Consider the following 21144-nt stretch of genomic DNA (forward strand, 5'->3'; position numbering starts at 1 on the left):
TCGCAGGTTAGAGCGCGGCCATTCTCTGAAATTATTTCCCGGGCTAGCGATCGAAGGAGAAAGCTCCGAGATCACGCCGAAGTTCGATCGGATAAATTTAAGTACAACGATCAAATTCCGACTGATCAAGCGATTCGTTAGCCTGGCTTCGAAGGCCAGAAATCGTTAATCGAAATGAAAAGAGGTCTATTGTTTCCAGACCCTATCGAAGGCTTTTTGGCTGATGTTCTTTGCGGTAGTTGCGGAAACTCCGAAGGCTTTCAGAACCAAAGCGATCATATCGACGTCATGCGATTTGTTTTTGGCTCTACCTTCCAAAATATTTCTGATCCCGTAATGCAATGCGCCCACGTAGAGTCCTAAGGCGGCTTCCTCGAACTCGATCGTAAACCTTCCCGCTTTAATCGCCTTCTGCATATCTTTTAAAGGTTGAGCGCGAAGAAGTTCGCTCATTCTAGGAGCAGCCGCTGCGACTCTGATCAAAGCCCAGCCCCAATCCGCGTCGTTTCTCGCTTTTTTTAAAAAAAGCATCCCCCCTAAGGCCATTCGTTCCGCGCCGTCCGCGATATCCGGCATTAACTGAACCGCTTCCGAGACCAGGGACTCCGCCAGAGTGAATGCAGATGCCTCTAGCAACTCTTCTTTCGTCTTGAAATAATTGTAAAAAGTACCGTTTGCGACCTCCGCTTCCGCGGAGACTTCCGCGATGGACGTTTCCCCCGCATCCTTTACCGCGAACAATCTTAAAGCGGCATTCATAATTTGAGCTCGTGTTCTTTCCCGCTTCGGAAGTAATACTTTTCTACGTTTCGCGATAGCCATTCCCTACCATTACCTTCTTAAGAACAGTCGGAGCAACTACAATATTGAGAACAATCTCATTTATTGATTGTTTTATATCATCCGAAATTCTCCTCTTGGATTATGGATTCACTTTCTTATAATACTCCAGGATTGCTTTTTCCGGCGATTTCGCTCTTAATGTTGGCCTTTACGAATCGATTCTTCGGACTCGCCTCTCTTGCGCGCCAACTTCTGGAAAAATATCGGGAAACCGAAGAAGCGCTGCTCGTCGCTCAAGTGCGGAATTTAAGATTTCGGATTTCACTCGTACGATTCTCCCAATCTTTCGGAATCCTCAGCTTAATCTGCTGCACTTTATCCATCGGACTCGTCTTTTTTCAGAATCTTGCGGCTTGGCTATTCTTCGGAGCCTCTTTACTATTCATGATCTTGTCCTTGGTCTATTCATTACTCGAAATTCATCTCTCGACCCAGGCTCTAAAAATAGAAATAGAGGCCGTATTAAAGGAAAATTTATACCGATAATCTCCGATTTTAGTTGACTTAAATATCATTTTTGATAATTCTCTCATTTATAAAATATTTACTTTCTTCGATATGCGAGAAAGTGAAAAGTAGGTCGATGAACAAAGCGTAGAAAATTACGCTCCTAAGATCGGATACAGGAATAAGGAATGGCGAAAAATTATATTCGATTTCAAAGGAAAAACCAAATCGATTGGGGATTTTACGAGAACGGATCCTTGGCTCCTTTGGAATTCGGGGATGTAAGCACGGCGGAATTTTTAAAATCCGTTCGGCGAGGTCGAAAAAATAAACCGGGAACCAAGCTACCCTTAGAACGGATCCTTGTCCTTTCACCGATCACGGCTCCGTGTCAGATCATCTGCCAAGGCGCGAATTATAGACAACATTTGATCGAATCCGGATTAAAACCGAACGATAAAACGTACAATCTGTTTTTCACGAAGTCGGACGCTTCCCTATCTCCCCCCGTGGGCAATATCGTCCGACCTAAACATGTGAAACTGTTGGACTATGAAATAGAACTAGGGTTAGTCTTCGGTAAAAGGATCGATTCCCTGTCCAAGCCGACTCGGGAAAATGCTTCCCAATCGATAGCGGCGTTTTTTATGGCGAACGATGTCTCCGCAAGGGACGTCCAGCTTCCCCAACTCCAATGGTATAAAGGAAAATCCTACAGAACTTTTTTGCCCGCCGGACCGATACTCGCGGTATTAGAGCCTGGTGATTTCGAACTTTTAGAGAACTTGAAACTGACCTTAACGGTAAACGGCGAAATTAGGCAACAAGACATCGCATCCAATTTGGTTCACAAGCCTATAGAAACGATCGTTGAACTATCCCAATTTTGTAATATAAATCCAGGGGACGTTTTACTTACCGGCACACCTTCCGGATGTGCCTTACGAGCGCCCGGAAAATTTGTCCAGAAGATCGGAGGACTCTTGTCCGAAAGGAGAAAATGGGAACTCTTCGTAAAAGGCCAATCCAAACGAAGAGAGTATCTGCAACCGAAAGATACGATCCGATCTTCCATCAGAACTGATGATCGCAAAATAGACTTAGGGGAACAAATCCTGAACGTCGTCCAGGAATCGTAAAATAGTTAGTTTATCTTCTTCCGCCCTCATGAGGGCTCCGTTTTTGAAAATTGCTTGGTCACAATCCTAGGACGGGAAGGAGAACTTTTCCTTATATTAGTAAGTGCGAAATATTCTGGACGTTATCTATCGTTAATAGAAAATAAAGAATATTTTCAGTATGAAAAATTTATCCTTAAAAAGAGTCAAATGGGTGAATGCTTTTCTACTGTGCGTTTGTCCGTTATTGATTCTTTTCTCGACTGTAAGAGCTGGAGAGGATATCGATCCTGAGATTCCCCCGATGCTGGATTCCGCATTTCCTAAATTGGCAAATACAGGAAAATCTTTTAAAGATTTTGTTCCGAAGGGCTGGATGATTGAATGCCAGCAAACCGGTGATATCAGTAAGGATCAAATTCCGGATTTGATTCTCATACTGCACCAAAATGACAGCAAAAAAAGGATTGAGAATCGAAGTGGAATAGGTGTGGAGACGATGAATTCAAATCCCCGCATTTTGGTCGTTGCACTTGGGCTTCCGAATCAAAGAGGATTTAGATTAGAAGTGCAAAACCATTCTTTCATACCTCGACACACGATCCCGACGATAAACGACCCTCTTTCATCCTGCCCCAAAATAAATAAAGGAACTCTGCACATTACTCTTGGATATTGGGCTAATGCCGGTACATGGAGCACTTGGAAGTATACTTATATTTTTTGGTACCAAGACTCCGCTTTAAGACTCATCGGTTACGAGTACAATAGCGCCCAACGGAATACCGGCGAATTGAATTCAAAAAGCGTCAATTATTTAACATGTAAAATTAAGAAATCAAAGAGTACGAAGGGGAATGTGAAAAAGGATGAGACTTGGTCCAAGCTGCCGAATTGCACATTAAAAATGATCGATGACATCGTCGACGGATTGAATTTTGAACAATCGAATCAAGAATGAGAAATTACGCCGGAACAGAAAGGCGGAAGATATATAATATTTTACGCATATATTTCTCCGAAGAAATGTCGAAAAAACACAAAACGTCACGTGAGTTCTTCTGCCAATCCGATGAGAATTCCTTCTGGTCCACGAATGTAGCAGAGCCGATACGCATTTTCGTATTGAACCACTTCTCCGACCAACTCCGCTCCGTACTTGCCGAGCCGGGCAAGCATCTCATCAATGTTATCCACCGTGAACATAACACGTAGGTAACCCAAAGCATTCACGGGAGCATTCCTGTGGTCGGCGACTGGTGCGGGCGCGAGAAATCGGGAGAGCTCAAGCCGGTTGTTACCATCAGGAGTGACCATCATAGCGATCTCGACACGCTGGGAGACCAGTCCGGTGACTCGCCCGGCCCATTCCCCTTCGATCACTGCTCTTCCTTCGAGTTCCAAGCCCAGCTCGGAAAAGAAAGAGACGACCTCATCAAGGGATTCCACCACGATACCTACATTGTGCATTCGCAGGAATTTGTTTTTTGCCATAAGTATCTTCTTCTTGTGAATTAAAGAGAGCGTTGTTCCTGCAGCAAGCACATTTACTATCATAAGGTTTTCAAACAGATCAAGCTGTGAACTTCGAAATTTTTTAACTCTTTTAACTTCCCCCTGTCAACATACTTTTTCGTTCCCCATTTCGTAGAGGAAACATGATTGGAAGATTAAAGTGCTTCCCTGAACTGTATGGAACGGCGTACTGTCTCGAAGCAGGACATCCGTGACCGATAAACCTGACTGAGGAAGACTCTAAATGAGAAAGATCAAAATCATGGAGCATATCTCGCTGGACGGTGTCATCCAACACGAAAACGGCGAAGGCTTCGAACATGGCGGATGGACGGGGCCATATCGTACTCCCGCCGGGTTAGAGGCGGTCGTCGAGGCGCAGGGTAATACCTTCGATCTCCTGCTTGGTCGCCGAACATATGATGCCTGGGCAGACTTCTGGCCGAAGGCCGGCAATAGTCCCATGGCGAACTCTTTGAACGCAGCTACGAAATACGTCGCCACTCACAGGCCTGGCAGCCTCGAATGGGGCCCTGTTCGAGATTTAGGCGGAGACATCCTTGCAGGCATTCGCGACCTCAAGACAGCAGAAGGCTCTGACCTGATCGTCTGGGGAAGTTCCACGCTGACATCCTTGTTGCTTGACCAGGGATTGGTCGACGAGGTTGTACTGATCGTCTACCCGGTCTTGTTGGGCCGGGGGAAACGTCTTTTTTCGGAAAAGACATACCCGCGCGAACTGGAATTCGTCAGCACAAAGGTTACTCCCACAGGCGTTTTCATCAACACATATCGCCACGTTGGATCGTTGCGAGCCGGCCAGTCTTAGTGCAAAGATGCATCCTGTTTAGTATATTAGAAATTCCTTCCGGACCGACAGTGATACTCTGCGGCCTGATAAAATCATTTTACAAGGCTCCCGGACTTTCTGTCCGAGAACGATCCTGCTCGCGATAGATTATCCGCGGATGAGTCGAGCACGGCGCATGCGCATGCCATCCTTAAAATTGAGCCCCAACAAGATGAATTGTACGATACCTCCGCAGAGTTCGGCAACCTGAACGATATAGAAAATTATATCCAATTCACCTCGGCCCGCCTTATAATTTAGGAGGAAGGCTGACGGTAGCATAATTAGCACGCCATTAATGGCCGTGAAGGCCATTCTTTTTTTCTTTTTCGTGACTAGTCCCTTTGCCCCAGGTTTACTTAGCGCCACACCGGAGCCTCCTGCGATTGCCAGACAAGGCACCAGAATCAGCAAACCATAGATGAGATATTGCTTAACTAGCGCCACTGAATTTCGATCCATTACGAGCTCTGAAATAACAGTCGAAGTCCAAAAGGTGAAAATCAAAATCATGGCAATCGTACCCGCAAGGGCATGTATCATATGTTTCATAAGTATGCTCCTCGTCCTTTCTACTTCTTCGTTAAGACGATATGAAATTTTAACGCAACCTCGCTCTTTATCGGGTTAATGAGGCTGCTATAGACCATACCGAAATCTTTCTGCTGAAGAGTTGTTTCGCCGACAAGAACCAAATCCGATGTATCCTTTTTCCTCTGTAGATCCAGGTCGAGTGGCCTCTCGACACCGTGCAGAGACAGACGACCCTTGATTGCCAAAGTATCACCGGTCAATCGAACACTATCAATGTGGTAGATCGCCTCGGGAAATTTAGCGATATCGAAGAATTCCGGGTCTGCCAGATGATTGTCGCGCTTCTCGCTGCCGGAGTTCACCGAGCAACCGGACGATTACTTTACCTTGGCCGCTAAAATCATCGTTAATTTTTCCCTCAAATCGCCACGACGAAAACCGCCCATCGACATTGTGGATGCGGCTATAAGCGGTGAAATCGAGGTGCGATTTCTGCAAATCAACGGTCAATTCGGCATGAACCGGTCCAATTGCAAAGAACCCGCCTACAATAGCCACCCCTAGCAGCTTATTTCTCATAAATTTTATCAACATAAACCCTCCTTTTGGTTTTCAATACGAACCCTCTTTGTTGACTTGTATAGACAGCATTGCACCAATATGACAGCATACTGTCAATATAATTTCGAGGTATTTTTAACCATGCCGACCTATAATCATACTGAAGAAGGACAGATCTTCACCGATCTTGTGATAGAGATTTTTCGAATCAATGGCCGTCTAGTAGCCTATGGCGACGATTTAACCGCCCCTTCCGGCCTAACCAGTGCAAGATGGCAGGTATTGGGCGCCCTAGCTGAGGGCCCGGCGCCTGCTGCACATATTGCCAGAAAGATGGGCTTAGCCCGCCAAAGCGTGCAAAGGCTTGCCGATATCCTGATTAAAGACGGCTTTGTTTTAAGCGGAGAGAACCCGCACCACCGCAAAGCTCATCTTTTGAGATTAAGCCCGCATGGAGCAGAACGGTCCGAAAATCTCAAGTTAGCCTGGTCAGAGATAGCAAATGAAATAGCGCAAGGCTTTTCGGCCAAACAACTAAACCAGACATTATCGATCATACGCAAACTCAGCGAAAGAATTCCGACGATGAATAGATAATGTCCCTAAAGACTCGGCGCGAGACTTGCTCAACAAGTCGAATGACAAAACGAAATTTGGCGCCGCTGAAGCGATCTCGAAGTATTGGGTTTGAAGCGTTTCGCGCATGCTGAAGAGATCATCTGCTTTGTGGCGGGACATCACGATTACTAAGCAAGAGAGGATGAAATTTTTCCAAATCAACGGGTTTGGTGCGCCTTTCTATCACTGCTGGGAATCGGCGTAGTTTCTCGATAGGGCGTATCGGACGCCTCTCAAATCCTCCACCACAATTTGGGCAGACATTCTGTAAAACCGATGTAACGCAGTCTTGACAAAAGGTACATTCAAAAGAGCAAATGAAAGCATCAAGGCTTTCATTCGGGAGAGGTTTTGCACAATTCTCACAAACGGGTCGGAGCTCTAACATAGCATTTACTTTTTGTAAATCGCTCCTTATCTTTGCAAGAAAAAGTCATGAATTGTATAGGAATCCTATGAAGTTGGGAACTGATCTGTTCGGTTTTCTTCGAGCCAAACTGTCGAATAATGACCGAGGCTCGGGGACGCTTCCTAATTGATTAATTGACTCGTATAGAAAATCCACAATATAGTCTGCCGTTTCGTAGAGATTTCCCTTTGTTATTAGAGAGTTCGGGATCCTAACAATACATGCTAAGCGAAGGGCATCGTAAGAGACTCTATCCCTGGAGTAACATAGGGCGATCCAGATACGATGAACAAAACTAATCCATTGTACTTACTAACGTTAATTTTTTGAGCAGCCCCTTGAACTTATTATATTTTTGAATAAAAAAGAATCGAATTTACTTTTGGAAAATCGGAAGAATTCTAAATCCGAATTTTTGAAATGAAGACAGGGCTTTGGAAATTGAGTTTAGGGGGAATCGCGTGCATCTTTCCTTTGATCTATTTTCTTCCTAACGTTTCGAACGGAATCTTGGAGACGGACCGGAAAATTCCCTCCTTTCCATTAACTCGACCGGAGGAAAACTCCGCTTCGGACATTCGAGATGTCCTAATCGGACAGGAGAATCTCGTTTATTTCGGCTATTTAAATTGCAAATCGGTATGCCACGGAAGTTTGATGAAATTGAAAAACATTCTATCAAAAAGAACGGACCTGCATTTCGTCTTTATCACCCTAGATCCGGAAAACGATACCCAAGAACGTTTCCAGGAATACTTTTCCGAAGTAAAACCGAAATCGGTTCTTATACGCCCTGAATCAATGGAGCGCGCCTTCGAGCTCGCCCGACTTTTCGGGGTCCAAGCGTTTCTCGTCGATCGGGAAAAAAATATTGATCATTCCGATTCGGTAATATGGGTAAATTCGGAAGGCAGAATAAGAGGCTTATTTTTCGAATTCAACAAACAATGGAATCCGGAAAAAGAAAAGGAATTCATAAGAATAGCGAAGGGTCATCCGAACTGATGAAGAATGTATAGCGAAGCATTGAGCGATGGATTCGCAAATGAAAGGATGAAATCCTTACTTTATAGGCTCTGAGGTAAAATTTTTCCATGTTCGATAGAATACATGAATACTTCTTATTCGATCAACCCTCGTCCCTCTTAGCTAGCTCTTATGATCCGGTGCTGGTCGGTCTATCCGTCTTGGTTGCGATCTTTTCCTCTTACATCGCCTTGAGAATGGTAGGCCAGACCGTTCCGGAGTCTTTTCCTCCTTGGAGCAAGTATCTGATTCTAGTCGCGGCGAGTTTTGCCTTAGGGTGCGGAGTCTGGTCAATGCATTTTATCGGAATGCTCTCTTTCAGGCTTTGTACGACCGTAACGTACGATCGCACTCTTACGATTCTCTCCATTCTTCCGAGTATCGTTGCTTCTACCGTCGCTTTAGCTTACGTAAGTCGCTCTAAACTCAGGATATTGGAGCTGATCATCGGAGGAATACTGGTCGGCTCAGGAATCGGATCCATGCATTATACGGGGATGGCAGCGATGCGTATGAACGCTTCGCTACGATACGATCCCTGGGTCTTTTCCTTGTCGATCTTAGTCGCGGTCGTACTGGCGATCGTTTCCCTTTGGGTCCGCTTCGGATTGCAAGGATTGAGACTAGGTTCTCATTGGCCCACTCTCATATCCGGATCCGTCATGGGCGTGGCAATTTCCGGAATGCACTACACCGGAATGGCAGCCGCCCGCTTTATAGGAATCCAGGAAACCCTTTCTCCGAACGACCAGACGGATCCAACATTTCTCGCCTTGTCCGTATCGATCATCACCGTCGGCTTTACGATTTTTACGTTCTCTGTGAATGCCTTCTTCAGATACCGGAAACTAGTAAACAACCTCAAAATAAGCGAAGCTCGCACTAGAGCCATCATTTCCACCGCCGTAGACGGAGTCATCACGGTCGATATCCGAGGTAAAATCATAGACTTCAATAAATCTGCCGAATGCATCTTCGGATATACGAACTCGGAGTTGTTCGGTAAGAATATCTGGGAGCTCATGCCGGAGCCGTATTATTCCGGAAACGGCGGAAATCTAAAGAATTATATCAGGACAGGAACCTCGAGAATTATCGGAACGGGCAGGGAGGCCTTAGGACGAAAAAAAGACGGCTCCATTTTTCCCCTGAGATTGGCCATCGGACAGGTAAAGCTTCCCGGCGAAGTCTTATTCGTAAGTTTCATAACGGACATTAGCGAAAGAAAAATGATCGAAACCGCTCTCAAGCAAAGCGAGCAGCAGGTAAGGTCTCTCATCCAAAACATTCCCGGGATTACTTATCGATGCCTGTTCAACGAAGATTGGACCAGCTTGTACATGAGCGATGCGGTGGAGGCATTGACCGGATACCCGGTTTCGGACTTTTCTCCTCCGAATCCGATCCGCTCCTTCAACGACATCATCCATCCTCACGATCGGAGAGATCTTTTTCTTGCAGTTCAGAGAGCCGTGCGGGAAAAAAAGGCCTTCGTTTTGGAATACAGGATCATACATAGAAACGGAGAGATCAAATGGTTCTGGGAAAACGGAAGCGCCGTCTTCGACAATAACGGCGACGTTCTTTTTCTAGGCGGGGTGATCTTGGACATCACGGAAAGGCATAATATGGAAGAAGACCTACGGTTATCCAAGGAAAAGGCCGAACTCGCCGCCGTAACAAAGACTTCTTTCTTAGCGAACATGAGCCACGAAATCCGGACACCGATGAATTCCATTCTCGGTTTTACGGAAGTACTTCTCTCCGGAAAACTGGAGAAGCACCAAAGAAATCATCTGGAAACGGTAAAAGGTTCGGCGAAGTCTCTATTAAGACTTTTGAATGATATCTTAAATACGGCTAAGTTGGAAAAAGGAGCGGTGGAACTTGAATCCGTCGGCTTCTCCCTTTTCCGGCTGATCGGAGAACTCAAATCCTTTTTAGGAATGAGCGCGATCAAAAAGAACCTGGATTTCGAGGTGGTCCAGGATCCGAAACTTTCGGAATTCTATCTGGGAGATTCGCTCAGGATCCGACAGATCCTTATCAATCTGATCGGAAATGCGATCAAATTCACTGACAAAGGAAAGGTGACTCTCAGGATCGAAAAAGCGGGAAGCGAACTTTATTTCTCCGTAATAGACACAGGCATCGGAATCCAGGCAGACCGATTGGAGAAAATATTCGAACCTTTTACGCAAGCGGACATCTCTACAACCAGACGATTCGGAGGAACCGGACTAGGAACCACTATTTGCAAACAATTGACCGAACTTATGGGAGGCCGCATTTGGGCCGAAAGTAGATTGGGAGAAGGAAGCGCATTTCATGTAATACTCCCCTTGCAAAAAATCGAAAATCTTAGAACGGAAACGAAGATCGCCATCCGCCGAAATCTTCCTTCTTTGAAGATCCTGGTCGTAGATGATATCGAGCAGAATACCGAGTTGGTTGAATTGCTCCTAAAAAACGAAGGGCATTCGGTATCCGCAGCTTACAACGGGAAAGAAGCCATTCGTAAAGTACAATCGAATGAATTCGATCTGATCCTAATGGACGTACAAATGCCGATACTGGACGGACTACAAGCGACCAGGGCCATCCGACAGCACGAAACGGATGAAAATCTTCCTCGAACTCCGATCCTGGCTCTGACTGCAAGCGTCTTCGAGGAAGATAAAAATTCCGCTAAAGCCGCAGGTATGGACGGTTTTATATCTAAACCGATCGAATTCAACCAGATGATGGAGGAAATCAAAAGAGTACTCAATCTCTCCGGTTCGTCTTTGCAAAGTTCGCCGAATGTCTTAAAAAAAGACTCCGAAATCCCTCGGGATACCGAACGAATCGGAGAATTGATCCGCCTCATTTTAGATTCCTTTCAAAGAGGCTCGATCGAAGAAACTCGTTTAAACGAACTTCTTTCTCTCCTCGCAAGCGAAGTCGAAGAGAAACAAATCGAAAGCCTACTATCTAAAATTGAGCAATTCGAATTCGAAGCGGCCCAAACGATCCTAAAAGAAATCGCCCGGACGCTCGGGATTTCCGGAGTGTAAGACAAAAATGGTTCATGGCATAGACTCTAGGCCGAAAATACTGATCGTGGATGACGAGGCGGCGAATCTACAGGTCCTGAAACAAATTCTACAGGACGACTATAAACTGTTGTTCGCTAAGGATGGGGTAAAAGGGATCGAGCTAGCGTTGTCCGAAAATCCGAATCTGATTCTTCTGGACGTTATGATGCCGGAAATGACCGGCTACGAAGTCTGCAAGATTCTGAGAAAAAATCCGAAGAGTTCCCGAATTCCGATTATTTTCGTAACCGCGATGGTGGACGAAGAAGACGAAGCGGGAGGATTTGAAGCGGGGGCCGTGGACTATATCACAAAGCCGGTCAGTCCCTCGATCGTAAAGGCAAGAGTTCGAACCCACCTTTCTTTGGTACGCAACGAAGAATTGAGGGAAACGAGATTGCAGATCATACAACGACTCGGGCTCGCAGCGGAATATAAGGATAACGAAACCGGATTGCATGTCATTCGAATGAGCCATTACTCCCGGACTCTTTCTTTGGCATTGGGGTTCTCTTTGGAATGCGCCGAAGATTTACTTCATGCTTCCCCTATGCACGATATCGGCAAGATCGGAATTCCGGATGGAATATTACAAAAACCGGGTAAACTTACGCCGGAAGAATGGGAAATAATGAAAAAACATCCGACGATCGGCGCGGAAATCATCGGAGATCACAACTCATCCCTTTTACAATTGGCCAAAAGTATCGCCCTCAATCACCACGAAAAATGGGACGGATCCGGATATCCCAGCGGATTGACAGGGGACGAGATCCCGATCGAGGCGAGAATTGTCGCCTTAGCGGACGTATTCGACGCTTTGACTACGGAAAGACCTTATAAAAAAGCTTGGGAAATTTCGGATGCCATTCAGTATATCAATAATGAATCGGGAAAACATTTCGATCCGTCTATTGTGCCTATCTTTCTGGACCAAATGCCCGAAATTTTAGAAATCAGAGAGCGCTGGGCGGAAAAATAACCGCCTTTATCGGATCTTCAACAAAAAATACCTATCTTAAAATATCGTTCAATAAGCGACCTAACATCTGGTCCTGGGTTTGAACGGTTTTTTGGTTCGCTTCGTAGGAACGGTTCACTTCGATCATCTCCACCATTTCGGTAACGACGCTTACGTTAGACGCTTCCAGATACCCCTGCAGTACGTTCGGTTCGTCCTTCTCTTCGAAGGGCATCGGCTCTCCGGACTCGGGCGTATCGGAATAAAAGGAATCCCCTTCCTTGTCCAAATGTCTCGGATTTTCCACGGTCCGTATCTTGATCTTATCCAACAACACCGGAGTTTCGAATCTGTTCTTGTCTATGGAAGTGGAATTGACAGGATCGTTTCCGATTTCTCCGTTGATCCACACCTCACCGTTTTCCCGAATAATGAAATTTCCTCTGGCGACTTTGATGGGACCGTTCTCCCCCATCAACGGAAATCCCTGAGGGGTGACGAGATATCCGTTCGTATCAAGAACGAAAGCTCCGGAACGGGAAAGTCTTTCCCCCCGGTTCGTAAGCACGCTGAAAAATGCGGGGTGTTCGTTCCCGGGGCGATCCTGAAGCATAAGATCGAAAGGATTGTCCGTTTTTTTTACGGCTCCCTGTTCGAACCGCGTATAAACTTCGTTTACTTCTCCGCCTAATCCTAGTTTACCGATTACGGGCGCGGTATCGAAGGATCCCATCGGAACCTTGCCCACTCCGTCTTCGTTATATCTATGGAGCAATAACTCGGGAAAGGTTTTGAATACCGTGGTATCTCTCTTATATGCGGTCTTATCCACGTTGGCCAAATTGTTGGAGATCACATCCATTCTCGTCTGCTGGATGGTCATCCCGTTGGACCCGGTATATAATCCTCTTAGCATACCTTTTTCCCCCGTTCTACTTCCGTAATATACATCGGTATTTTTCGGAATTCCGAAAGAGGGATTTTGTCCCATATAGAAAAAACCTTTGACAGTCCTTTGTCTCGCAAGGATATCTATCCGTTAAATGAAAACGAAAGGGTACTTTCTTTCCGTCGGGGCAGGCAGAAACCAATTACCCTTAATCCGAGCTTGTAGGGATTTGGGTCTCGAAGTCATCTCCGTCGATCGAGACGACCGGGCTCCAGGCTTCGCTTTGTCCAACCTCAAAATCATAGAATCCGCCTACGAATATCGCAAAATCCATAAATTGGTTTCGGAAAACCCTCTTCCCATTCCGATTCTCGGGGTCGGCACCCGGTCCTACGGAAAAGCGACTTATACCACTGCGTATCTTGCCGAAAAGCTGAAGTTGCGGTACGCGAGTACGGAATCGGTATCCCTTTTTTCGGACAAGCGTGTCCTAAAATCCGTTGCAAGAGAGAAAGGGATCCGTGTTCCGAACGAAATTCCCTTTTCGGAAGGGAAGGCAAAGGAAAAGTCCTTTCCTTTCCCATGGATCCTGAAGCCGAGCCAAGGCAGCGGCAAACAAGGAATCCAACTCCTCCATTCGGACTCGGACGTAGAACGTTTCCTCTCGACCCTAAGTACTGCGAAAAAGAAAAAGGGCAAACCCTCTTCCAAAGCGCCTTCTCCAAAATCGGTTCCCGAAGAAAAATGGGTACTGGAGGAGTTCATACTCGGAACGGAATGCACCGTTTTAGGTCTGGTATCGGATACGGACTTTCATCTCGTCAGTCTCACCTTAAAGGAGACTTCTGATTTTCCTCCCTTTCTGGAGGCGGCTCATCGACTTCCCTTTCCGAAAAAGGAACTCACTGGAGAAATCCTGATGCTTTGCAGATCCTTGGTAAAAGCCACCGGATTAAAGAACTGTCCTTTCGTTGCGGAATTCAAAATCGATCCTTCCGGAGAACCCGTATTGATCGAAGCGGCGCCGGAAGTCGGAGGAGAATATCTGGCGGACGTCCTGATTCCCGAATATTCAGGCTATGATTATTTCACCAACTTGGTAAAACTGCTCATCGGAAATCCCTTCGACCCACCTCCTTCCCTTTTGAAGATCGACTCGAAACGGAAAGCACAAATCCGATTCGAAATCCCTCCGCGCGGAGTGTCCGTACTGAAACGGTTTTCTTCGTTTTCCAAGACCTCTTCCGAAAAGATACTTTTCGAAAAAGGTTTACACGAAGTGGGTTCCAAATTGGACACTTCCTCCGGAAACGAAGTGCGACCCATGGTGATAGGAATCGAATCCCGCACATCCTCTTCGGAAGAAGCGTGGAGCGAGAGCGTCAAAAGCAGAATCAAGGCCGAATACGATGTCCGCTGACCATCCCTCAAAGGAAGTTTGGGAAAAACATTATACCAGACCCAAATCGAAGCTCGCGTATCCGGATGAGAATTTGGTCCGTATTTTAGCGCGCGTCCCTGCTCCGGCAAATTCCTTTCAAGCCTTGGATTTCGGTTCCGGTTCCGGAAGACATTGCATTTTGTTAAAAGAATTCGGCTACGAAGTCAGCGCGGCGGATTATAGCCAGAACTCGATTTCCTCGATACGGGAAGCCTTCCCTTGGGCAAAGACTTTTCTCTTAGACAAACCTCCGTATCCTTTTTCGGATTCCACGTTCGATCTCGTCGTATGCTGGGGAGTATTCCATTATAACCCTCCAGAACTTGCCAGAGAAATGCTGCTCGATATAAAACGTATTATGAAAAAAGGATCCTTTCTTGCCGCTTCCGTTCGCGCCGAAGGAGACACTCATTTGCGGGTTAAAGGGGAAAAGATAGGAACTCCCGACTTGGAAGGCGGATCTACCTGGTTTTATTCCGAAGAGGAGATGAGACGAATCGGATCCGACTTCGACTCTTTTCAACTGGGGTACACGGAACGAACGCCTTTGGGAAAACTAGAAGAGAGGATTTGCCATTGGATCTTTCTCGCGAGGAAGTAATCCGGAAAGAGTGCCCGACGGATGGGCTGTGCTCCTGGGAATCTCTATACGTCTCCGAGTTTCAGGACTTTCACCTGCAAATCCGGATCTGCAAGAACTGTGGATTCCAAGCGCAATTCCCTCGCCCGAAACCCGAGGAATTGTATACGGAAGATTATTATACTGGCAAGGAAGGCTTCACATACAGGGACGAGCGACTAACGGAAAAATACGATCGATACGTCTGGTTCGCTAGGTTGAAAAACATCTCCAAATTCAAATCCTCGGGAAATTTTTTGGATATAGGTTGTTCTTTCGGAGGCTTCCTGCAATGCGCTCGAGAAAAAGGTTTCTCCCCTTTCGGCGTGGAAATCTCTCCCTATTCCTCCGAAGTCGCAAAATCCAGAGGGATAGAGGTTTGGACGGGTCAGTTCCTAGAGGCGGACCTGCCTGAAAATTTCTTCGACGTGGTAACCATGATCGAAGTCATAGAACACCTGGAAAATCCGAGAGAGGTTTTCGATAAGCTATCTCGGATCCTAAAACCGAACGGACTACTAGTACTCCAGACGGCCAATTTCGAAGGATGGCAGGCCAGAAAAGCCGGAGTGAAATACCATTACTATCTGCCGGGGCACGTATATTACTATTCCGCCTCCCTGATTCATAAAATTCTTGCCAAGCGGGGATTTCGGAAGCAGATTACCTACTTCGGAGTGGATTTTCCGTTGCTTGCCAAACTTTTAAAATCCAGAGGTTCTTTTTCCTCCTGGAAGGATTACGGAAAATGGTTTTGGACCGCCTTGTATCATTTCCGTAGCAAGCTCAAACGGGGCGGTTACCCTCTAACTTCTTCCATGGTGCACTACGCGGTCAAACGATGAATTCCCATCCCAATCACAAATACAGCAGACTTTTCGATTACATTCCGGATTCCGGAATATTAAGAAAATTGAATTTTTCAGCAAGAGTCCTGGCCTCGTCCGCCTACCGTTTCGTCAAGGACGATTGCCTGATGAAGGCTTCCGGAATTTCCTACACGACGATCGTTTCCTTGATTCCGATGTTCACCGTGGCGCTCTCCCTTCTTACGATCACTTCCGGCCTGGAAAACAGAAAAGAGGAAATCTTCGACCGGATCAACGTCTTCTTTCTTGCGAGCAACATCAATCTGGACATCAATCCGTATTTGGAAACGATCGGAGACCTGATCGACGCGGCGAGACAAATCGGCACCATCGGATTCGTAGTTCTCGTTTTCTCCGCGACAGCCGTACTTCGCTCCTTGGAAAGCGCCTTCAACGCGATCTGGCGCATCGAAGTCAGCCGTTCGTTTTTACAAAAATTCGTTTTCTATTTTTTCATCCTTTCCATAGGACCGCTTTTGATCGTGATCGGGCAAGGTCTGGTGGAACGAATGACCGACTTCTTCCGCCCTCCTCACTATCTGAGCATGGACAAGGAACCGGATGGAAAGATCTGGATCGTCGGAGAGAACGGAAGCTTATTCAGGCTGGATAAGGATTTAAAAGCGGACTATTCGTTAAACGAATCGGATATCGATCTGGAGAATATCCGTTGTCTCGATTCCTTCGGAACCAGACTTGATCTTTGTAAGAAACCGGAACTCCGTCACGAGGAGTTTATCAGGGTATTGGTCCGGGATGAAAAGGTATATGCCCTATCCAAAAAAGGACTCTTTTTACACCGACCGCTGGAAGGTTCCGTATGGAGTGCGATTTATTTCGAAAACGTCCAATTCTCCGATTTCGAATTCGTAGCGGACGGAAATTTTTATTTCATTTTCGGAAACGGAGAAGTACTGCATTTTTTCAACCAAGGAACCAGTTATAAGCCCGTCTTTCCGAACACTTTGAAAATCCGGGCAAACCGGATTTATTTTCCGGAATTCGACCAAGGATATCTCGTGGATGACGACGGAAACGTTTGGAAGAGCGAAGACGGAGGCTTAACCTGGAGCGCGAACAAAATCTCCGGGCAAGGTTTAAAAGACATACATAAAATCCGACCCGGAGAACTCATCGCCGCGGGGGAAAGAGGCGCCGTCTACAAAACCGCGGACGGCGGGCATACCTGGAAAAACCTGACCCACAAACGTTATACGTTCCGAAAAGTCTGGTCTATGGAAAACCAGGAATCCACGGATATTTTTCTACTCGACTCTTTGGGAAACATTCTGGTTTCCATAGACGAGGGCGAACACTGGAATTCCTTTTACGTTCCTGCCGGCGGGAAAGTCTTCGCGTCCGTTCTATTCGACAGAAGCGAAAACGGTAGATTCCGACTTTTGAATATCGGCGAATACAAAAAGATCAGTCTTTCGGAATACAGGGACGTGAAATACGTCACGAAGATCATCCAAGGAGGCGATTCCCTACTTTCCCCCTACAATATATTGAAACTCGCCTTCCCTTTGACCGCGATCTGGTTGTTTTTCCTATCCTTATTCACGCTGATCCCCAATACGCGCGTCCCGATCCGAGCCTCGTCCATAGGCGCCGCGTTTACCAGCGCGATCTTTCTGCTCTTCCTGTACGGCTTCCGTGTTTACCTTACTTCGTTCTCGGAAACCACAATGATCGTATATAAGGCTTTGGCGGCCATACCCATCTTCCTCATCGGAGTATATTCCCTTTCCTTAATTGTCCTGTACGGCGCCGAGATCACTGCCTGCGTCCAATTTCCGGCGAGGTATCTTGTCCCTTTCCAATTGGCGGAAGAACAGCATACCGCGTTCGGATATGAATTCCGGAAACTCTTGGCGGTCCTAAAAGCCGCGTATTTGGTGCAAAAGGAGGAGAAGATTCCGGCGACGGAAGGAGCACTTGCGGTCCGATCCGGAATCAATCCGGGAGAAATCCCGAGGTTGACCAAAACGCTTTCCCAAGTCGGTTTGTTAAGCGAAACGACTGACGAAACCTGGATTCCTTCCGCCTCGGGAGAAGACCTTACTTTAGCCGATTTTTATAGGAAAATCCCCGAACCTCTATTGAAAGAGGACGGGCACGGAATCTATCCCGACAAAGTCAGGGAAAAATTGGAACGCACGGAAGCGAACTTCCAAAAGGATCTGGACTCGATCACCTTCCGGGATTTGATCGAGGGAAGATAGGCTTCCCTCTTAATCAAGCCTTCGCGTTCAATTTGGAAACCGGAGGCAAATTGGAAGAGAGAGATTGATAGATCTGTTCCGCCAATCCTAAAGAGGAATTTGCGGATAGATTCTTGGAGTATTCGTCGTATAACATGTCCTCGAAGATTTCTTCCGCGTATCCGCCCTCGATCAGACCGGATTTATGAACGGTGGATTTCATTTCCTTTAACATCATCTTTACGAATACGGATTCGAATTCCACGGAAGCGTCGTATAATTTCTTCCTATACGGATCCGCGGAAATTTCTTCCCGGATATTGTGAGGCATACGCACTTCGGAGGAAGAGACTTTTCCCGACAGCTTTTCGTTGAATTCCTCGCGCAAGGCTTCCGGAAAACTCCGAGCGCCTCGGATCTGCTTTTCTTCCCGCAACAGATTTTGGATCTCAGGTTTTTCTATGAGATTCAATCTGTTCGAATAATCGTTGATTCTATCGATCATATTTATTGCACCTCCAATTCCGCGTGCAATGCACCCGCCGATTTCAAGGCCTCCAGGATGGCTATGATATCCTTGGTCGAGGCTCCCACTTTGTTCAAAGCGTCCACCACGTCCGAAACCTGGGTGGCCTCCTGTATGACGAAAGACTCCTTGACCGTCTGTTGATTGTCTCTTCCTAGTCTCTGTGTGCGACGGTTTTTATCCGCTACGGATAAACTCAGTCCGGAACGGGAGACCGCAACTTCGTCGATGACGATACTTCCCCCCATGACGATGACTCCGGTACGCTCGTTGATGACAACTTTGGCTCGAGGAGAGGATTCCACCGAAATGTTTTCCAGATCGGAAAGTAGTGCCAATAGACCGGGCGACTTTGCGGAAAATCCCGGCCCGACTTCCATCACGATTTCGGAAGGGGAAAGCGCCTGGATCGATTCGCTTTTCAAGCCGAATTTCTCGGGAACGGTTTCCCTGATTTTATTGATCAGATTGTTCAAAAGGGAGAAATCTGGAGAGTTGAGTCGTACGACCACACGTTGGCTGGAAAAGAATTCTTCCTTCAACTCGGATTCTACGATCGCACCCTGGTGGACGGTGCCGACCGTCTTTTTGGAGTTTCGGGAGGAACGTTCGTTGTCCGGTTTTCCTCCGAAGGAAATCACCCCGCTCGCCACCGCATAGATCTTATCGTTCGCGGTCTTTAACGGAGATTGTAAAAGGACTCCCCCTTCCAGGGATTTCGCGTCTCCTATCGAAGAGACCGTCACGTCCAATCGATCGCCCTTTTTGGCTATCGAAGGAATATTAGCGGTTATTAATACGGAGGCGATATTCTTGATCTGGTCCGGCTTAAGATTCGATTCCACGCCCAGATTTTTCAGATAGTTCTTCATGCTCTCGGTCGTCATCGGAGTCTTGCTATCCCCGGTGCCGGGTAGGCCCACAACGATCCCGTATCCGGTGATCTGATTCACCCGGATCCCTTCGATCTTGGCCAGATCCTTGAGGCGTACCTCGGCGGCAGACGCTAAGGAAAAACAGGAGAGAACGAAAAAAGATGCGAGAACCCGATTCATTTAGATTCTCCCAACAGCCGGTTCAACTGTTCCAAAATGATCCTTTGCTTTTCCTCGTCCGAAAGTTCCGCCTTTAAAGTAACTGATCCGTCCGGATTCGTAATCGTTTTCATCGCGATGGGAGGCCTCAGGTCCTTAGGCTCTATCCTTCCCACGAATTGGATCTGAAGATCCGCGATCCGATCCGCGTCCACCGAGTTATCTCTGGAAAGAAACTCCGGAGAAAGTCTTCCGCTCAAAGAAACGGAGGAAGGTTCTCCGTTATACGTGGAAGTCCTTTGCCCCTGTAAGGTTAGGAGCCCGGTGGCCGGATCGATCGCAGTGACCGTCGCGGTAAGGCTTCCCTTCAATTTTCCTTGGGACTTTATTTTTCCCTTATTCTTCCTTACGATGCTTCTATCGCTGTTAAAGGAAGGGTTGTCCGGAATGATTTTTTTGTCCGGAACGGATTTTACGGTAATATTCTCGTCCGCGGTGGATTCGATTTCGAATTCGGCATTCCATCCGTCCTTCAAACGGACGAAAACGGCGGTACCTACTTTCAGGTTCTGGGACCTGGCATAGGGATTCTTGTCCTGCCATTGGGAAAGCTCCTGCGCGGTAAGAGCCATGCCCGCTCCGACAAGAATCGATAATGCCGCTAGTCTTTTTCTTCCCGTTACAAACATCTTAATTCTCTAATAGTACGGTATTCTTCTCGACGACCCGCGCACTGAGTTTTCCGTCTTTGGAATAGGAAGTCACTTCCACGGAATCGCCTACATTCCCGGAACTCAAGGCCTTCGTTTTTGCCTTGAGCACTAAATTGCCGCGCGTGTATACCATTTGGACGTCCCCTCCCCTCTGAACGTCGAACAGGAAACGCACATGCTTTTTCCGAAGCAGTTCCCCGGGCGGAAGGTCCTTTAAGGCGGTGGCCCCGATGCTTTCCGGACCGATCCCGTCGGTAAAGGATTCCTCGACAAACACCGTCCTTTCTTCCAAAGAATCCGCGTCCAACTTCTCGCCTTTTAAGATCGCCTTTTTCGCAAAATAGGCGGAGGTCTTCTTTTCCACCTTGAATTTGATCCTTTGGGTATGGACCTTTCTTTGTTGGAAGTAATAATCCAAGGACGCTACGATCTGTCCCGCGTGAACGGTTTGCGGAATGCCCGCCCATCTGAGTTCCACACCGGAAGCAGGGACCGTTCTTTCCCCTCCGATATACGTGATCCGAAATTCCTGCTCGGATTCGTGAGAGACCTTCGAGATCTCCTTGTACAGACTTTCCTCGAGGTCTTTCGAGTCCAATTCGGAGTTCATCGGGAGAACCAAGGTTTCCTTTCCGGAAAAATGGAACTTCGGAAACGACCTTTGCATCTCTTCCGGACGCAATATAACGGGCGCTTCTAGGTTCTTCAACACCACCGGATCCTCCGAGCCGTCCGGCAATCTTGCGATTTCGGAAAGTCTTACTTCCTTTTTTTCCGTCAAAAGTTTTCCGCGAAGATAAGCCGTCTCTATCGCATGCAAATCTCCCGCAACCGCTAAAAGCGACTGCAAAAGAAAGCAGGAAAGCGCGAAGAAACGGCTACTCATTTCG

The 21144-nt window shown here is 47.0% G+C and carries 22 protein-coding genes; 12 read left to right on the forward strand and 10 right to left on the reverse strand.

The features are described 5' to 3' along the window. Positions 1-186: 186 nt before the first annotated feature. The gene (locus tag EHO61_RS15265) at positions 187-759 is read right to left on the reverse strand and encodes a TetR/AcrR family transcriptional regulator (protein ID WP_246032164.1); all 573 of its coding nucleotides are present in this window, start codon (positions 757-759) and stop codon (positions 187-189) included. A gap of 165 nt (positions 760-924) precedes the next feature. Here EHO61_RS15265 and EHO61_RS15270 point away from each other — a divergent pair, with 165 nt between their 5' ends. The 3 genes from EHO61_RS15270 (at position 925) to EHO61_RS15280 (ending at position 3369) form a co-directional block, all read left to right on the forward strand. Next, positions 925-1329: a DUF2721 domain-containing protein gene (locus EHO61_RS15270; protein ID WP_135814438.1), complete on the forward strand. Its 405-nt coding sequence runs from the start codon at positions 925-927 to the stop codon at positions 1327-1329. Positions 1330-1478: 149 nt separating this feature from the next. Beyond that, the gene (locus EHO61_RS15275; RefSeq protein ID WP_135814439.1) at positions 1479-2429 is read left to right on the forward strand and encodes a fumarylacetoacetate hydrolase family protein; all 951 of its coding nucleotides are present in this window, start codon (positions 1479-1481) and stop codon (positions 2427-2429) included. A gap of 160 nt (positions 2430-2589) precedes the next feature. Continuing rightward, positions 2590-3369 (forward strand): hypothetical protein, encoded by a 780-nt coding sequence (locus EHO61_RS15280; protein WP_135814440.1) that lies wholly within the window; start codon positions 2590-2592, stop codon positions 3367-3369. A gap of 86 nt (positions 3370-3455) precedes the next feature. Here EHO61_RS15280 and EHO61_RS15285 read toward each other — a convergent pair whose 3' ends face one another. After that, positions 3456-3902, reverse strand: a complete 447-nt coding sequence (locus EHO61_RS15285; protein WP_135814441.1) for a VOC family protein — start codon at positions 3900-3902, stop codon at positions 3456-3458. 265 nt (positions 3903-4167) lie between these two features. On the opposite strand from EHO61_RS15285, the gene EHO61_RS15290 reads away from it, so the two are divergent. Then, positions 4168-4752 carry a dihydrofolate reductase family protein gene (locus tag EHO61_RS15290; RefSeq protein ID WP_135814442.1) on the forward strand — a complete coding sequence of 195 codons (585 nt, stop codon included), beginning with the start codon at positions 4168-4170 and terminating at the stop codon, positions 4750-4752. A gap of 129 nt (positions 4753-4881) precedes the next feature. Here EHO61_RS15290 and EHO61_RS15295 read toward each other — a convergent pair whose 3' ends face one another. Both EHO61_RS15295 and EHO61_RS15300 read right to left on the reverse strand, forming a co-directional pair. Continuing rightward, the gene (locus EHO61_RS15295) at positions 4882-5325 is read right to left on the reverse strand and encodes a hypothetical protein (RefSeq protein WP_135814443.1); all 444 of its coding nucleotides are present in this window, start codon (positions 5323-5325) and stop codon (positions 4882-4884) included. A 20-nt stretch (positions 5326-5345) separates the two neighbouring features. Next, the gene (locus tag EHO61_RS15300) at positions 5346-5669 is read right to left on the reverse strand and encodes a YceI family protein (RefSeq protein WP_135814444.1); all 324 of its coding nucleotides are present in this window, start codon (positions 5667-5669) and stop codon (positions 5346-5348) included. Between the two features lie 298 nt (positions 5670-5967). On the opposite strand from EHO61_RS15300, the gene EHO61_RS15305 reads away from it, so the two are divergent. Next, the gene (locus EHO61_RS15305) at positions 5968-6465 is read left to right on the forward strand and encodes a MarR family winged helix-turn-helix transcriptional regulator (protein ID WP_135814445.1); all 498 of its coding nucleotides are present in this window, start codon (positions 5968-5970) and stop codon (positions 6463-6465) included. A gap of 118 nt (positions 6466-6583) precedes the next feature. Here EHO61_RS15305 and EHO61_RS15310 read toward each other — a convergent pair whose 3' ends face one another. After that, positions 6584-6874: a DUF1272 domain-containing protein gene (locus EHO61_RS15310; protein WP_135814446.1), complete on the reverse strand. Its 291-nt coding sequence runs from the start codon at positions 6872-6874 to the stop codon at positions 6584-6586. A 441-nt stretch (positions 6875-7315) separates the two neighbouring features. Here EHO61_RS15310 and EHO61_RS15315 point away from each other — a divergent pair, with 441 nt between their 5' ends. The 3 genes from EHO61_RS15315 to EHO61_RS15325 all read left to right on the forward strand — a co-directional run bounded on the left by EHO61_RS15315 (position 7316) and on the right by EHO61_RS15325 (position 11980). Beyond that, on the forward strand, positions 7316-7900 hold the full coding sequence (locus EHO61_RS15315) for an SCO family protein (RefSeq protein WP_135814447.1): 585 nt from the start codon (positions 7316-7318) through the stop codon (positions 7898-7900). A gap of 89 nt (positions 7901-7989) precedes the next feature. Next, the gene (locus tag EHO61_RS15320; protein ID WP_135814448.1) at positions 7990-10977 is read left to right on the forward strand and encodes an MHYT domain-containing protein; all 2988 of its coding nucleotides are present in this window, start codon (positions 7990-7992) and stop codon (positions 10975-10977) included. A 7-nt stretch (positions 10978-10984) separates the two neighbouring features. Then, entirely contained in the window at positions 10985-11980 is a 996-nt protein-coding gene (locus EHO61_RS15325; protein WP_135814449.1) for a response regulator, read from the forward strand. A 31-nt stretch (positions 11981-12011) separates the two neighbouring features. Here the strand turns inward: EHO61_RS15325 and EHO61_RS15330 are convergent, their stop codons facing one another. Beyond that, positions 12012-12875 carry a flagellar hook-basal body protein gene (locus EHO61_RS15330; RefSeq protein ID WP_135814450.1) on the reverse strand — a complete coding sequence of 288 codons (864 nt, stop codon included), beginning with the start codon at positions 12873-12875 and terminating at the stop codon, positions 12012-12014. Between the two features lie 127 nt (positions 12876-13002). Between EHO61_RS15330 and EHO61_RS15335 the strand changes: the two genes are divergently transcribed. From EHO61_RS15335 to EHO61_RS15350, 4 genes are read left to right on the forward strand one after another with little or no spacing between them, the layout of a single operon-like run. Further along, the gene (locus tag EHO61_RS15335) at positions 13003-14268 is read left to right on the forward strand and encodes an ATP-grasp domain-containing protein (protein WP_135814451.1); all 1266 of its coding nucleotides are present in this window, start codon (positions 13003-13005) and stop codon (positions 14266-14268) included. Next, complete coding sequence (locus EHO61_RS15340; protein ID WP_135814452.1) at positions 14258-14890, forward strand: class I SAM-dependent methyltransferase; 633 nt, start codon at positions 14258-14260, stop codon at positions 14888-14890. The genes EHO61_RS15335 and EHO61_RS15340 overlap by 11 nt, the downstream gene beginning before the upstream one ends. Further along, positions 14866-15753, forward strand: a complete 888-nt coding sequence (locus tag EHO61_RS15345) for a class I SAM-dependent methyltransferase (RefSeq protein WP_167884892.1) — start codon at positions 14866-14868, stop codon at positions 15751-15753. Before EHO61_RS15340 ends, EHO61_RS15345 begins: the two co-directional genes overlap by 25 nt. After that, complete coding sequence (locus EHO61_RS15350; protein WP_135814454.1) at positions 15750-18002, forward strand: YhjD/YihY/BrkB family envelope integrity protein; 2253 nt, start codon at positions 15750-15752, stop codon at positions 18000-18002. Before EHO61_RS15345 ends, EHO61_RS15350 begins: the two co-directional genes overlap by 4 nt. Positions 18003-18015: 13 nt before the next feature. Here the strand turns inward: EHO61_RS15350 and EHO61_RS15355 are convergent, their stop codons facing one another. From EHO61_RS15355 to flgA, 4 genes are read right to left on the reverse strand one after another with little or no spacing between them, the layout of a single operon-like run. After that, positions 18016-18486, reverse strand: a complete 471-nt coding sequence (locus EHO61_RS15355; protein ID WP_135814455.1) for a rod-binding protein — start codon at positions 18484-18486, stop codon at positions 18016-18018. Between the two features lie 2 nt (positions 18487-18488). Further along, positions 18489-19562 (reverse strand): flagellar basal body P-ring protein FlgI, encoded by a 1074-nt coding sequence (locus EHO61_RS15360; protein WP_135814456.1) that lies wholly within the window; start codon positions 19560-19562, stop codon positions 18489-18491. Next, a complete protein-coding gene (locus EHO61_RS15365; protein ID WP_135814457.1) occupies positions 19559-20230 on the reverse strand; it encodes a flagellar basal body L-ring protein FlgH in 672 nt (223 codons plus the stop codon). Before EHO61_RS15365 ends, EHO61_RS15360 begins: the two co-directional genes overlap by 4 nt. Before the next feature lies 1 nt (position 20231). Beyond that, entirely contained in the window at positions 20232-21140 is a 909-nt protein-coding gene (flgA, locus tag EHO61_RS15370; protein WP_135814458.1) for a flagellar basal body P-ring formation chaperone FlgA, read from the reverse strand. Positions 21141-21144 lie beyond the last annotated feature (4 nt).

It is taken from the genome of Leptospira fluminis, assembly GCF_004771275.1.
GTDB lineage: Bacteria > Spirochaetota > Leptospiria > Leptospirales > Leptospiraceae > Leptospira_B > Leptospira_B fluminis.